A 12822-nucleotide genomic window follows, 5' to 3' on the forward strand; every position below is an offset into this window, starting at 1 on the left:
CGGGGCCGGCTTACTCCCCCGGCTCGGGGAAGCTGTCGCGGAATTCGTGGGCCGGATAGACGCCGAGGATCTTCATCTCCTTCGAGAAGAAGGCGAGTTCGTCGAGCGCGCGACGCAGCGCCGGATCGTCAGGATGCCCCTCGACGTCGCTGTAGAACATCGTCGCCGAGAAATGGCCGTCGACCATATAGCTTTCCAGCTTGGTCATGTTGACGCCGTTGGTGGCGAAGCCGCCGAGCGCCTTGTAGAGCGCCGCCGGCAGGTTTCGGACCTGGAAGATCAGGGTCGTCACCGTCTTGCCGGCGCCCTGGCGGGCGAATTCGGGATATTTCGAAAGCACGACGAAGCGCGTGGTGTTGTGCTTCTCGTCTTCGATGTCCTCCATCAGGATCTTGAGGCCGTAGACCTCGGCGGCGATGTGCGGCGCGATCGCGGCGCGCGTCGGGTCGCCGGCCTCGGCGACCTGACGGGCAGAGCCGGCGGTATCGGCAGCGACCTCGGCCTTCAGGCCGAGCTTGCGGATGATCTTGCGGCACTGGCCGAGCGCATGGATGTGGCTCTGCACTGTCTGCAGCGTCGCCAGCGTCGCGCCCTCGACCGCCATCAGATGGAAGCGGATCGGCAGGAAATGCTCGCCGATGATGTGCAGGCCAGAGCGCGGCAGGAGGTGATGGATGTCGGCGACGCGGCCGGCGATCGAGTTGTCGATCGGGATCATGCCGTAGCGGGCGGCGCCGTCCGAGACCGCCGCGAGCGCGTCCTCGAAGGTCCGGCAAGGCAGCAGCTCGCAATCCGGGAAGACCTGGAGGGCGGCCTGCGAAGAGAAGGCTCCGGGCTCACCCTGATAGGAAACGACGACTGACATTGGAGACTTTCAGGCTCAGGCGCGGGATGTCAGGAACGCGCGGGCGCGGTCCAGATCGGGGGGCGTGTCGACGCCGCGCGGGACGTGATCGATGATCATGGCGTCGATGCGCATGCCGTCCTCGAGCGCCCGCAGCTGCTCGAGCTTCTCGCGCAGTTCGAGCGGCGATTGCGGCAGCGAGACGAAGCGGTCGAGCGCGCGGCGGCGATAAGCGTAGAGGCCGACATGGTGGTAGAGCGGGCCGTCGCCATAAGGCGCCGTCGCCCTGGTGAAATAGAGCGCGCGCATCCGGCCGGGGGAAATCTCGCTGCCGATCAGCTTGACCACGCTCGGCGCGGTCTTCTCCTCGTCGTCGGTGATCTCGCCGGCAAGCGTCGCGATATCGACGGCCGGATCGGCGAGCGGCTCCACCGCGGCCGCGATCGCGGCCGGCGCCAACGTCGGGAAGTCGCCCTGGACGTTGACGATGATGTCGTGCTCGCCCTTGGGATCGATGATGTCGGCGGCCTCCTTGATCCGGTCGGAGCCGGTCTGGTGCGCGGGGCTGGTCATCACGGCCCGGCCGCCGGCCTGCTCGATCGCCGCGAGGATGCGGTCGTCATCGGTCGCGACCACGACGTCGCCGACGCGCGCTTCGATGGCACGGCGCCAGACACGAACGATCATCGGTTCGCCCAGAATATCGGCCAGCGGCTTGCCCGGCAGGCGCGTCGCCTGCATGCGGGCGGGGATCAGGATCAGCGGATTGGGCATTGGCTTAAGGAAAGCTCGCGGGGCGGCAAAAGGTCTCAAAGCGGAGCGTGCTTATACGAGTTGCAATGCAGCGCGCAAAGCGGTTAAGCAGCGCTGACGTGCCGGCTCCGCAAGGGCCCGGCCGCAGCGCTGTCTTGCTTCGCCGACGGGCGGGCCGAGGGTTGTGAGAGACGATGAATATCGAACTGAACAAGATCGCTGGCGCGGGGCTTTCGACCCTGCTCGTCGTGATGGCCCTGAACATGGGCGCCGGCATCGTCTTCGCCCCCAAGAAGCCGGCCGTTCCCGGCTACGACTTGCCGAGCCTGGAGCCGGCCGCCGCTGGCGGCGCCGGCGCTGCCGCGGCAGTTGCCGAGGAGCCGATTGCGGTCCGCCTTGCCAAGGCCGATCCGGCCAAGGGTGAAAAGGCTGTCGGCGCCTGCAAGGCCTGCCACACCTTCGAAAAGGGCGGCGCCAACAAGGTCGGCCCGCATCTCTACGACGTCTATGGCCGCAATGAAGGCTCAGTCGCAGGGTTCGGCTACTCGGCCGCAATGAAGGGCCGTGGCGACAAGAGCTGGGACGCCGATGCGCTCGACCACTTCCTGAAGAACCCGAAGGCTTACGTTCCCGGTACCATCATGGCCTTTGCCGGCCTGAGCAAGCCCGAGCAGCGCGCCGACGTTATCGCCTATCTGAATACGCTGGCCGACGCGCCCAAGCCGCTGCCTAAGCCCTGATTTGGCCGCGCCTTTCGCGCCAATGTGACCATATGAGCCGGGCCCAAAGCCCGGCTTTTGCTTGTCCGCGCCATGCAATTGCCGTCACCATGACAGGGAATGCGCGCAAGGCTGGCGTTAGCTCGGCGTGACGACATAATCGGACAACGAATCGCAAGGGGTTTTGCATGGCGATCCGCATCACCCGCCGCAGGCTGCTCGAAGCCAGTGGCGCGCTCGCAGGCGCGGCCGCGCTGCCAGCCTCGCTCACGGCGGCGCTCGCGCAGGAGAACGAGGTCCACGGCCTCTCGACCTTCGGCGAGCTGGCGCTGCCGCCGGACTTCCCGCATTTTGCCTATGTCAACCCGAAGGCGCCGAAGGGCGGCTCGATCACCATCCAGATCAAGCGCGCCGGCGGCAACCAGAGCTTCGACACCTTCAACACGCTCAACACTTTTGTGCTGCAGGGCGACGGCGCCGCCGGCATGGATGCCTGCTTCGACAGCCTGATGGCTGGCTCGGGCGACGAGCCAGGCTCGCTCTACGGCCTGCTCGCGAAGAGTGTCGCTGTGTCCGCCGACAAGCTGGCCTATCGCTTCCGCATGCGGCCGGAGGCGAAGTTCCATGACGGCTCGCGCGTCACCGCCGGCGATGCCGCCTTCTCCTTCAACCTGCTCAAGAGCAAGGGCCATCCGACCTACCGGCTGATCCTCGCCGAAATGGAATCAGCCGTCGCCGAGAGCGACGACCTCATCGTCGTCAAGCTCTCGCAAAAGCGCAGCCGCGACATGCATCTCGTCGTCGCCGGGCTGCCGGTGTTCTCCGAGAAATACTGGTCGACCCGCAATTTCGAGGCCTCGACACTGGAGCCACCGCTCGGCTCGGGCGCCTACAAGGTCGGCCGCTTCGAGCAGGGCCGCTTCATCGAATTCGACCGGGTGCCGGATTACTGGGCCAGGGATCTGCCAGTGAATGTCGGCCAGAACAATTTCGACCGCGTGCGCTGGGAGTATTTCCGCGACCGGCAGGTCGCCTTCGAGGCCTTCAAGAGCGGCGTGATCACCTTCCAGGAGGAGTTCACCTCACGGATCTGGGCGACGGGCTACGACTTCCCGGCCATCCACGAAGGCAAGGTCAAAAAGGAGGCCCTGCCGAAGACCGAACCGATCGGCTCGCAGGGCTGGATCTACAATCTGCGCCGCGAGAAGTTCACTGATCCGCGCATTCGCGAGGCACTCGGCTTCGCCTTCGACTTCGAGTGGACCAACAAGAACATCATGTTCTCGTCCTTCTCGCGGGCGACCTCCTATTTCGAGAACTCGGATTCGAAGGCGGTGGGCAAGCCCTCGCCGGAGGAACTCGCACTACTGGAGCCGTTCCGCGGCAAGGTGCCCGACGAGGTCTTCGGCGAGCCCTATTTGCCGCCGGTCAGCGACGGCTCCGGCAGCGACCGTGCCTTGCTGCGCCGCGCCGACGAGATGCTGCGTGCCGCCGGCTGCAAGCGCGATGGCAATGTGATGAAGCTGCCGAACGGCCAGCCCTTCGAGATCGAATTCCTGGATTCGACGCCCTCGCTGCAGCCGCACACCCAGCCCTTCCAGGCCAATCTCAAGCGGCTCGGCATCAATGCGACCTCGCGCATCGTCGACGGAGCGCAATACCAGCGCCGGCTCGACGAGTTCGACTTCGACGTCATCAGCCGCGCGATGAGCGGCAGCTCGATCCCGAGCGACACGATGCGCGTCGTCTACGGCTCGGAAGCGGCCAAGACGCGTGGTTCGCGCAATGTCGGCGGCATTGCCCATCCAGCGATCGACGCGATGATCGACAAGATCGGACAAGCCGACAGCTATGCCGAGGTGGTGGAGGCGGCCAAATGCCTCGACCGATTGCTACGGGCCGGGCGCTACTGGATCCCGATGTGGTGGAACGCCAGCGAATGGCTGGCCTATTGGGATATGTATGAGCGTCCTCAGACCAAGCCGAAATTCAGTTCCGGCGCGCCGGGTACATGGTGGTACGATCCCGAAAAAGCCAAGCGGATCGGGAAGGCATAAGCGGGCATGCTGAACTACATCGCCCGGCGTCTGGCGCTGATGGTGCCGACCCTGTTCGGCATCCTGCTGATCTCCTTCGTCATCGTGCAGTTCGCGCCCGGCGGCCCGGTCGAGCGGATCATCTCACAGCTCAATAATCCCAATAGCGGCGCGGCCGAGCGCGTCGGCGGCGGCTCCGGCGGCGATGCCGGTACGCAGGCGCTGGATTCCGGCTCGGCCTATCGCGGCGCGCAGGGGCTCGATCCGGCCTTCATCAAGGAACTGGAGAAGCAGTTCGGCTTCGACAAGCCGGCGCATGAGCGCTTCCTCAAGATGCTGAAGGACTATGCCACCTTCGATTTCGGCCGCAGCTATTTTCGCGATGCGCCGGTGCTGCAATTGATCAAGGAGAAGCTGCCGGTCTCGATCACGCTCGGCCTGTGGATGACGCTGCTCTCCTATGCGATCTCGATCCCGCTCGGCATCCGCAAGGCGGTCAAGGACGGCTCGCGCTTCGACACCTGGACCAGCGCGGTGGTCATCGTCGGCTACGCCATCCCCGGGTTCCTGTTCGCGATCCTGCTGATCGTACTCTTCGCCGGCGGCTCGTTCTGGCAGATATTCCCGCTCAGGGGCCTGACCTCGGAGAACTGGGCGCAACTCAGCCTCATCGGCAAGATCGGCGACTATTTCTGGCACATCGCTCTGCCGGTGCTGGCGATGGCGCTCGGCGCCTTCGCGACCTCGACGCTGCTGACCAAGAACTCCTTCCTCGACGAGATCCGCAAGCAATACGTGCTCACGGCGCGGATGAAGGGCCTGTCGGAACGCGGCGTGCTCTATGGCCACGTCTTCCGCAACGCCATGCTGATCGTCATCGCCGGCTTTCCCGGCGCCTTCGTGCATGCGCTCTTTGCCGGCTCGCTCCTGATCGAGACGATCTTCTCGCTCGACGGGCTCGGGCTCCTCTCCTTCGAGGCGATCGTCAACCGCGACTATCCGGTGGTCTTCGCCAACCTCTTCATCTTCTCGCTGATCGGCCTCGTCGTGCACCTGATCACCGACCTGACCTATGCCTGGGTCGACCCGCGCATCGATTTCGAATCGCGGGAAGCCTGAAATGTCCGACACGCTCCTGGACGCTCCGCCACCGGCCCTGCGCTCTGCCGAGCCTGCTCGTGCTCCAGCCACGGCCAAGCAAGGCTGGCTCAAGCTCTCGCCGATCAACCGGCGCCGTCTCGACAGCTTCAAGGCCAACAAGCGCGGCTGGTGGTCGTTCTGGGTCTTCCTGACGCTCTTCGTGCTCTCGCTCTTCGCCGAGTTCATCGCCAACGACCGGCCGCTGATCGTCCGCTACAAGGGCGAGACGCTGTTTCCGGTGGCGGTCAACTATCCCGAGGAGAAATTCGGCGGCTTCCTTGCCACCACCGACTATCGCGACCCGACCATCGCCAGGGAGATCGCGGCGAATGGCTGGGCCTTATGGCCGCTAATCCGCTATTCTTATCGCACCCATAATCTCGACCTGCCGGTGCCGGCCCCTGCCCCACCGACCTGGCTGCTCAAGGACGAGCAGTGTCGCGGAATCGCCGAGCGAACCGGCGGCATGACTTGCCGCGAGCTCGAATGGAACTGGCTCGGCACCGACGACCAGGGCCGCGACGTCGTAGCCCGGCTGATCTACGGTTTCCGCATCTCGATCCTGTTCGGGCTGATCCTGGCCTCGATCTCCTCGGTGATCGGCATCGCCGCCGGCGCGATCCAGGGCTATTTCGGCGGCTGGACCGACCTGATCTTCCAGCGCGTCATCGAAATCTGGACCTCGATCCCGGCGCTCTATCTCCTGATCATCGTCGCGGCGATCATCACGCCGAGCTTCTTCGTCCTGCTCGGCATCCTCCTGCTGTTCTCCTGGGTCGCGCTCGTCGGCGTGGTCCGCGCCGAATTCCTGCGGGCGCGGAATTTCGAGTATGTTCGGGCGGCGCGGGCGCTCGGCCTCTCCAACCGGGCGATCATGGTCAAGCACCTGCTGCCCAACGCCATGGTCGCGACGTTGACCTTCCTGCCCTTCATCCTCAACGGCTCGATCACGACGCTGACCTCGCTCGACTTCCTCGGCTTTGGCCTGCCGCCCGGTTCGCCCTCGCTCGGCGAACTCCTGGCGCAGGGCAAGGCGAACCTGCAGGCGCCCTGGCTCGGCCTCTCCGGCTTCATGGTGATCGCGCTGATGCTGTCGCTGCTGATCTTCATCGGCGAAGGGGTCCGTGACGCCTTCGACCCGCGGAAGACCTTCGCATGAGGGCCGTGCTATGATCGCCGCGAGGAGAGAGGCGATGAACAAGATCGTGCGTGAGCACTATCCGGTCGAGAACCTGCCTGAGGATTTGCGGGCGGAGCTCGGGCTTGCGAAGACGGTGAAGGTCGTCATCGAGGCGGATGAGGCTGATGTGAAAAGCGCAGCGCGCGCAGCTGCGATCACCGAGCTGTTAGAACATCGGCGAAAGCTGAAGCCCAGCGCCAACGACTCGGTCGCGCGCGTCCGAAAGCTCCGCGACGAGTGGAGCCGATAGCGATCGTGGCTGGGCTGGTTTATCTCGACGCCTGCGCGATCATCGACGCCATCGAAAAACCGACGGCAGAAGGCCAGGCCCTGATCAATCTGATCGCTGAGGGAGCTGGTACCGAGACACCTTTCATCACCAGTGACCTTTCACTCACAGAAGTTCTTGTCGACCCAATTCGAGGCCTCATCGACCGCGCTGGGACGGATGAGAATCCGGAGAGCCGATTTCATCACGATTGGTACATTGGCAACCTCGTAGCCGATGGTCTGCTTATTCAAACAAAGGCAATCGATCGCGATATTCTTGTGCAAGCAGCGCTCATGCGGGCGCGCGTCCGGTCTCTGAAGGTTCCGGACGCCATCCACGCAGCTACCGCTTTCCGGTTCAACTGCACCCATTTTGTAACCGGCGACGCGAAGTTGATACGCGGTATCCAGCGCGATCCCGCTTGGTCCATTTCTCCGCGGAAGTTCAATTTCGTCCCGTTGAATGCCGATGCGTTGGACGCCTTGAGAAACGAGCTGACTTCGTGAGTTCCTCCCCCCTCCTCTCCGTCCAGGAGCTCTCCGTCGCCTTCCGCCAGGGCGGGCAGGAGACACTCGCCGTCGACAAGGTCTCGTTCGAGATCGCCAAGGGCGAGACACTCGCCATCGTCGGCGAATCCGGCTCTGGCAAATCGGTCTCGGCGCTGTCGATCCTGAAGCTGCTGAACTACCCGGCGGCGTATCACCCGTCGGGCAAAGTGCTGTTCAACGGCCAGGACCTGATCGCCGCCGACGAGGACGCGATGCGCAAGGTCCGCGGCAACGACATCACCATGGTGTTCCAGGAGCCGATGACCTCGCTCAACCCGCTGCACCCGATTGCGCGGCAGATCGGCGAGATTCTTGAACTGCACAAGGGCCTGCGCGGCGAGAAGGCGCGAGCCAGAACGCTCGAACTGCTCAGCCTGGTCGGCATTCGCGATGCGGAAAGCCGGCTCGATGCCTATCCGCACCAGCTCTCGGGCGGCCAGCGCCAGCGCGTGATGATCGCGATGGCGCTCGCCAACGAACCCGACCTGCTGATCGCCGACGAGCCGACCACCGCGCTCGACGTCACCGTGCAGGCGCAGATCCTGACGCTGCTGAAGGAACTGCAGGCGCGGCTCGGCATGGCGATCCTGTTCATCACCCATGATCTCGGCATCGTCCGGCGCATCGCCGACCGGGTTTGCGTGATGCTGAAGGGCAGAATCGTCGAGCAGGGCCCCGTCGCCGAGATTTTCGGCAATCCCCAGCACGCCTATACGCAGCGCCTGCTGGCCGCCGAGCCGAAGGGTCGGCCGGAGCCTGTGCCGGAAGGCGCCCCGATCCTGCTGGAAGCCGGTCCGGTCAAGGTCTGGTTCCCGATCAAGACCGGGTTGCTGCGCCGCACCACCAGCCATGTGAAGGCGGTGGACGGCATCTCGGTGAAAGTGCGCGAGGGCGAGACGCTCGGCATCGTCGGCGAATCCGGCTCGGGCAAGACGACACTCGGCCTCGCCATATTGCGGCTGATCTCGTCGGAGGGGCCGATCGTCTTCCTCGGCGACCGCATCGACGGGCTGAAGAGCAAGGCGGTCCGGCCGAAGCGCAAGGACCTCCAGGTCGTCTTCCAGGACCCCTACGGCTCGCTCTCGCCGCGCATGTCGGTCACCGACATCGTCGCGGAGGGGCTGACCGTCCAGCAGAAGGGGCTGAGCTATCAGCGCCAGCGCGAGATCGTGGCGCAGGCGCTCGCCGATGTCGGGCTCGATCCTTCGACGATGGACCGCTATCCGCACGAATTCTCTGGCGGCCAGCGCCAGCGCATCGCGATCGCCCGCGCCATGGCGCTCGATCCGAAATTCGTCGTGCTCGACGAGCCGACCTCGGCGCTCGACATGTCGGTCCAGGCGCAGATCGTCGAATTGCTGCGCGGACTGCAGGCCAGGCGCAAGCTCGGCTATCTCTTCATCAGCCACGACCTCAAGGTGGTCAGGGCGCTGTCGCACCGGGTGGTGGTGATGCAGAACGGCAAGGTGGTCGAGGAAGGACCGGCCGAGGAGATCTTCCAGCGCCCGCGCGAGGCCTATACGCAGGCACTGCTCGCCGCCGCGCTCAACCTCGAGCCGGCGAACAGCGCCGCGGTGCGGGACTGACGATGGCGCGCGCCATCCTGATCGTGCTCGACTCTGTCGGCTGCGGCGGCGCTGAGGATGCCGCCACCTATGGCGATACCGGCTCCGACACGCTCGGCCATATCGCTGAGGCCTGCGCCGAGGGGCGCGGCGACCGCGACGGCCTCCGCAGCGGGCCGCTCGATATCCCGAACCTCGCCCGACTAGGCTTGAGCCATGCCTGCGAAGCCTCGACGGGACAGCCTCTCGCCGGCGTGACGCGGCCAGAGGCGCCGCAGGGGCAATACGGCTACGGCGTCGAGATCAGCCAGGGCAAGGACACGCCATCCGGCCATTGGGAGATCGCCGGCTGCCCGGTGCCGTTCAAATGGGGCTATTTCACCGCGCTGGAGAACACGTTCCCGCCTGACCTCGTCGCCGCCATCATCCGTGAGGGCGCCCTGCCCGGCATCCTCGGCAACAAGCACGCCTCGGGCACGGCGGTAATCGACGAGCTTGCTGAGGAGCACATCCGGACCGGCAAGCCGATCTGCTACACCTCGGTCGACTCGGTGCTGCAGATCGCGGCGCATGAGGAGCATTTTGGCCTGGAACGGCTCTATGCGCTCTGCAAGAAGGTTCGGGTGCTGGTCGACCCGCTGAGGATCGGCCGTGTCATCGCCCGCCCCTTCGTCGGCACGACGGAGACCGGTTTCACCCGCACCGGGAACCGCAAGGACTTCGCGATCCCGCCGCCGGATGAGACCATCCTCGACCGGCTCGCGGCAAAAAGCCGGCCGATCGTGACCGTCGGCAAGATCGGCGACATCTTCGCTCATCGGAACACGGGTGAGGAGATCAAGCCGTTCGGCAACGCCGCCATGTGGGCCGCGGCGCTGGAGGCGTTCGCGCGGCTGCCCGATGGCGGCTTCTGCTTCGTCAATCTCGTCGACTTCGACACCGAATACGGCCATCGCCGCGACATTCCAGGCTATGCGGCAGCGCTGGAAGCCTTCGATCGCGACCTGCCGAAGCTCGAGGCACTGCTTCGCCCCGGCGATCTTGCCATCATCACAGCCGACCATGGCAACGATCCGAGCTGGCCCGGAACCGACCATACGCGCGAGCATGTGCCGATCCTGGGCTTCGGGCCGAATGTGCCGGCGCGAGAGATCGGCTGCAGGGCAAGCTTCGCCGACATCGCGGCGACACTCGGCGAATGGCTGGGTGTCGGGACGGTCGGTCCCGGACGTGCCTGGTAGCTAAAGCTTTTGGTTTTATCGCATTTTCTTCACGCGAACCGGTACCTACTTCGCTCGAAAATGCTCTAGGCCGCGGCGACGCGCTCACAGAACTCCGCCACCTCGCGGCGGATGCGCTGCGCCTGCGTCGCAAGGTCCGACGACGAGCTCTGCAAGCTGCCGGCAGCGGCGTAGGTGCGCTCGGTCACCGCCTCGAAGCTCTGCAAGGTCTGGGCGCTGCGGTTGGCACCATCAGAGGAAACCTGGACCTCGCGCGCGATCTCGGCGGTGGCGCGATCCTGCTCGCCGACCGCATAGGCGATCGCGACCGAGACGGTCTCGACCTCGCCGATCGCCATGACCATCTCGCGGATCGACTTGAGCGAGCGCTGCGAGGCGGTCTGGATCGCCTCGATCGAGCGCGCCACCTCCTCGGTCGCTGTCGCCGTCTGCGCCGAGAGCGTCTTGACCTCGCTGGCGACGACGGCGAAGCCCTTCCCCATCGCCCCGGCACGCGCCGCCTCGATGGTCGCGTTCAACGCCAGCATGCTGGTCTGCGCCGCGATACCGCGAATGATCTCAGCCACGGCGCCGACGCTTTCGCCGGTGCGTGCCAACGCCTCGATCTCGGTGCTGGCAGCCCGTGCAAGCCTGGCGGCCGATTGCGAGCTGCCGGCCGACTGCGTGACGTTGCGGCCGATCTCTGCGATCGAGCTCGCAAGCTCCTGGCTGGCCGCCGCGGTCTGCTCGATGCTGGTCCTCACCTCGGTCGAGCTGCGCGAGACGAGCGAGATCTGCTGACGCGCCCGGTCGGAGGCGCCGGTGAGGCCGCGGGCATCGACCTGCATCGCCTCGGACGCCTTGTCGAGGACGGCCATGGCGCCGTCCATCTCGTCGCGGAAGTGTTCGACCATGGCCCGCAAGCGCTCGGCACGTGCCTCGGCCTCGTCAGCGAGCGCTCGCTCGCGATCACTCGCCAGGCGTTCGCGCTCGGCGACCTCTTCGGCTCGGCGCAGATTGGCCTCGGTCTGCGCGAAGATGCGCGCGGTCATCACGGCGATCGCTGCGAGGAAGGCCGTCTCGACAACCACGATGACGGCATGCAGCAGGACCCGGAGCAGATTGCCGCCCTGGTAGAAGACGGCGGCGGGCAGGACGAACTGCAGCACCAGATGGTGCACCGCCGTAAGCGCGGCGCCCAGGATGATCGGCCGCCAGTCGCAGAAACCGGCGAGCAATGCGAGCACGGCGAAGTAGTACATGTGCATGTCGGGCTGCCAGGGATGCCCGGAGAAGACCGCGACCAAAATGGAGACCTGGCCGATCAAGGCGACAGCGATCGCGCATTGCGCCAGCAACGTCGCACCGACCCCGCGATAGGCGAGCAGCGCCGCGAGCGCGAGCAACAAGGCGCTTAGCCCCGGCACCAGCCCGTCGCTGGATTGCAGCAGCGACGCCATCGCAAGCAGTGGGATATGAAGGAAGGCGAGGCCGATGAGGCAGCGCGCGACGAGGTCGCGAAGACCAGACAAAGTCAAAATCATAGGCGGGTCGCTTCGGCCTCCGATGAGATGACGCATCCAGCAAGCCCGTCGAGACGCAGCATCAGCATGGCGCCGGCCGGCCTCGCCGTCGGCGCTGTCCCAGCCTCTGGCGCAAGGACGACGACGAAAGGCATCGCGCCTTGCCGCAGGAGCCTGGCGCCGGTCGCGAGGCTGCGTGCCACGGCCTCCTCACCGGAGACCCAGGGCGGAAAGATCACTGCCAGCGGCGCGGCCGGGCCGGCGATAGGACCGGGCAAGCTGGCGAGGGTCACGAGGCCGGAGCAGAGCGCCAAGCCTGCGATCAGACCCACATCGCGCCACCGTCGGAGCTGCCGAGAGCGGGCATCGATCGGTATCGCGACGGTGCTCATTCCTCAGGTCGATTCTCGGCTTGGCTAACGTAACGTTGCCCTCAGTGAAGCTCCTGGGCCCTGCCCCTTAAATTTCGATTAATCAGCCAATTCCGTTTCAATGATTACCCCCCGGTCCTGAATATACGTTTTACGGTTTGTAAAGGCGCCGGCTATACACTCTATGGTTGTAAATCCCAGTGGAGTGAACATGCCATGCGCTCGTTCATCCGCCGCCTACGGACTGATTGCGCCGCTGCCACTGCCGTAGAATTCGCCTTCATCGCGCCGATCCTGCTGCTTCTGCTGTTCGGGATCATTGGCTACGGCCACGCCTTTGGCGTGTATCACGGCGTGCAACAACTAGCGGCCGAAGCGGCCCGAGCTTCCGTCGCCGGGCTCGACGATGCTGAGCGCGAGCGGCTGGCACGTAGCTTCATCACCCGCAGTGTCGGCTCTTACGCCTTCCTCGACCCAAGCAAGCTGACGGTACGGACGACCGCGACCGGCGCGCCCTCGCCGAGCTTCGAGGTAGCAGTCGCCTACGACTACTCGGACAGCATCTTCAACCGCCTCAACTCGATCGTCGCACTGCCCACCCCGGTGGTCGAGCGCCGGGCCGTCGTGCAGCGCGGCGGCTACTGAACCCGTT

13 protein-coding genes are annotated in these 12822 nt (G+C 65.4%); 9 read left to right on the forward strand and 4 right to left on the reverse strand.

Annotation, left to right across the window (positions count from 1 at the left end; translation table 11 throughout):
- Nucleotides 1-10 precede the first annotated feature (10 nt).
- Complete coding sequence (locus BLM15_RS16120) at nt 11-865, reverse strand: prephenate dehydratase (protein ID WP_126113708.1); 855 nt, start codon at nt 863-865, stop codon at nt 11-13.
- A gap of 15 nt (nt 866-880) precedes the next feature.
- A complete protein-coding gene (locus BLM15_RS16125) occupies nt 881-1618 on the reverse strand; it encodes a 3-deoxy-manno-octulosonate cytidylyltransferase (protein ID WP_126113709.1) in 738 nt (245 codons plus the stop codon).
- Between the two features lie 173 nt (nt 1619-1791).
- On the opposite strand from BLM15_RS16125, the gene BLM15_RS16130 reads away from it, so the two are divergent.
- The 8 genes from BLM15_RS16130 to BLM15_RS16165 all read left to right on the forward strand — a co-directional run bounded on the left by BLM15_RS16130 (nt 1792) and on the right by BLM15_RS16165 (nt 10297).
- On the forward strand, nt 1792-2337 hold the full coding sequence (locus BLM15_RS16130) for a c-type cytochrome (RefSeq protein WP_126113710.1): 546 nt from the start codon (nt 1792-1794) through the stop codon (nt 2335-2337).
- A 167-nt stretch (nt 2338-2504) separates the two neighbouring features.
- Nucleotides 2505-4373 (forward strand): extracellular solute-binding protein, encoded by a 1869-nt coding sequence (locus BLM15_RS16135; RefSeq protein WP_126113711.1) that lies wholly within the window; start codon nt 2505-2507, stop codon nt 4371-4373.
- Between the two features lie 6 nt (nt 4374-4379).
- Nucleotides 4380-5471 (forward strand): microcin C ABC transporter permease YejB, encoded by a 1092-nt coding sequence (locus tag BLM15_RS16140; protein WP_126113712.1) that lies wholly within the window; start codon nt 4380-4382, stop codon nt 5469-5471.
- 1 nt (nt 5472) lies between these two features.
- Nucleotides 5473-6651: an ABC transporter permease gene (locus tag BLM15_RS16145; RefSeq protein ID WP_126113713.1), complete on the forward strand. Its 1179-nt coding sequence runs from the start codon at nt 5473-5475 to the stop codon at nt 6649-6651.
- A gap of 10 nt (nt 6652-6661) precedes the next feature.
- Entirely contained in the window at nt 6662-6922 is a 261-nt protein-coding gene (locus BLM15_RS16150; RefSeq protein ID WP_126113714.1) for a hypothetical protein, read from the forward strand.
- A gap of 5 nt (nt 6923-6927) precedes the next feature.
- Nucleotides 6928-7449, forward strand: coding sequence for a type II toxin-antitoxin system VapC family toxin (locus BLM15_RS16155; protein ID WP_164547535.1), 522 nt, complete (start codon nt 6928-6930; stop codon nt 7447-7449).
- Nucleotides 7446-9077 carry an ABC transporter ATP-binding protein gene (locus BLM15_RS16160; RefSeq protein ID WP_126113716.1) on the forward strand — a complete coding sequence of 544 codons (1632 nt, stop codon included), beginning with the start codon at nt 7446-7448 and terminating at the stop codon, nt 9075-9077. Before BLM15_RS16155 ends, BLM15_RS16160 begins: the two co-directional genes overlap by 4 nt.
- A 2-nt stretch (nt 9078-9079) precedes the next feature.
- Nucleotides 9080-10297 (forward strand): phosphopentomutase, encoded by a 1218-nt coding sequence (locus tag BLM15_RS16165; RefSeq protein ID WP_126113717.1) that lies wholly within the window; start codon nt 9080-9082, stop codon nt 10295-10297.
- 65 nt (nt 10298-10362) lie between these two features.
- Here the strand turns inward: BLM15_RS16165 and BLM15_RS16170 are convergent, their stop codons facing one another.
- Nucleotides 10363-11808 (reverse strand): methyl-accepting chemotaxis protein, encoded by a 1446-nt coding sequence (locus BLM15_RS16170; RefSeq protein WP_164547536.1) that lies wholly within the window; start codon nt 11806-11808, stop codon nt 10363-10365.
- Between the two features lie 8 nt (nt 11809-11816).
- The gene (locus tag BLM15_RS16175; protein ID WP_126113719.1) at nt 11817-12131 is read right to left on the reverse strand and encodes a hypothetical protein; all 315 of its coding nucleotides are present in this window, start codon (nt 12129-12131) and stop codon (nt 11817-11819) included.
- A gap of 255 nt (nt 12132-12386) precedes the next feature.
- Between BLM15_RS16175 and BLM15_RS16180 the strand changes: the two genes are divergently transcribed.
- Nucleotides 12387-12815 (forward strand): TadE/TadG family type IV pilus assembly protein, encoded by a 429-nt coding sequence (locus BLM15_RS16180; RefSeq protein WP_126113720.1) that lies wholly within the window; start codon nt 12387-12389, stop codon nt 12813-12815.
- Nucleotides 12816-12822 lie beyond the last annotated feature (7 nt).

Origin of the sequence: Bosea sp. Tri-49 (genome assembly GCF_003952665.1) — a bacterium.
Classification (GTDB): Bacteria; Pseudomonadota; Alphaproteobacteria; order Rhizobiales; family Beijerinckiaceae; genus Allobosea.

Excerpts from the sequence above, each read along its gene's own strand:
- BLM15_RS16135 (WP_126113711.1), top strand. The coding sequence starts at position 2,505 with ATGGCGATCCGCATCACCCGCCGCAGGCTGCTCGAAGCCAGTGGCGCG.
- BLM15_RS16165 (WP_126113717.1), top strand. The coding sequence starts at position 9,080 with ATGGCGCGCGCCATCCTGATCGTGCTCGACTCTGTCGGCTGCGGCGGC.
- BLM15_RS16150 (WP_126113714.1), top strand. The coding sequence starts at position 6,662 with ATGATCGCCGCGAGGAGAGAGGCGATGAACAAGATCGTGCGTGAGCAC.
- BLM15_RS16120 (WP_126113708.1), bottom strand. The coding sequence starts at position 865 with ATGTCAGTCGTCGTTTCCTATCAGGGTGAGCCCGGAGCCTTCTCTTCG.
- BLM15_RS16145 (WP_126113713.1), top strand. The coding sequence starts at position 5,473 with ATGTCCGACACGCTCCTGGACGCTCCGCCACCGGCCCTGCGCTCTGCC.
- BLM15_RS16140 (WP_126113712.1), top strand. The coding sequence starts at position 4,380 with ATGCTGAACTACATCGCCCGGCGTCTGGCGCTGATGGTGCCGACCCTG.
- BLM15_RS16125 (WP_126113709.1), bottom strand. The coding sequence starts at position 1,618 with ATGCCCAATCCGCTGATCCTGATCCCCGCCCGCATGCAGGCGACGCGC.
- BLM15_RS16130 (WP_126113710.1), top strand. The coding sequence starts at position 1,792 with ATGAATATCGAACTGAACAAGATCGCTGGCGCGGGGCTTTCGACCCTG.
- BLM15_RS16180 (WP_126113720.1), top strand. The coding sequence starts at position 12,387 with ATGCGCTCGTTCATCCGCCGCCTACGGACTGATTGCGCCGCTGCCACT.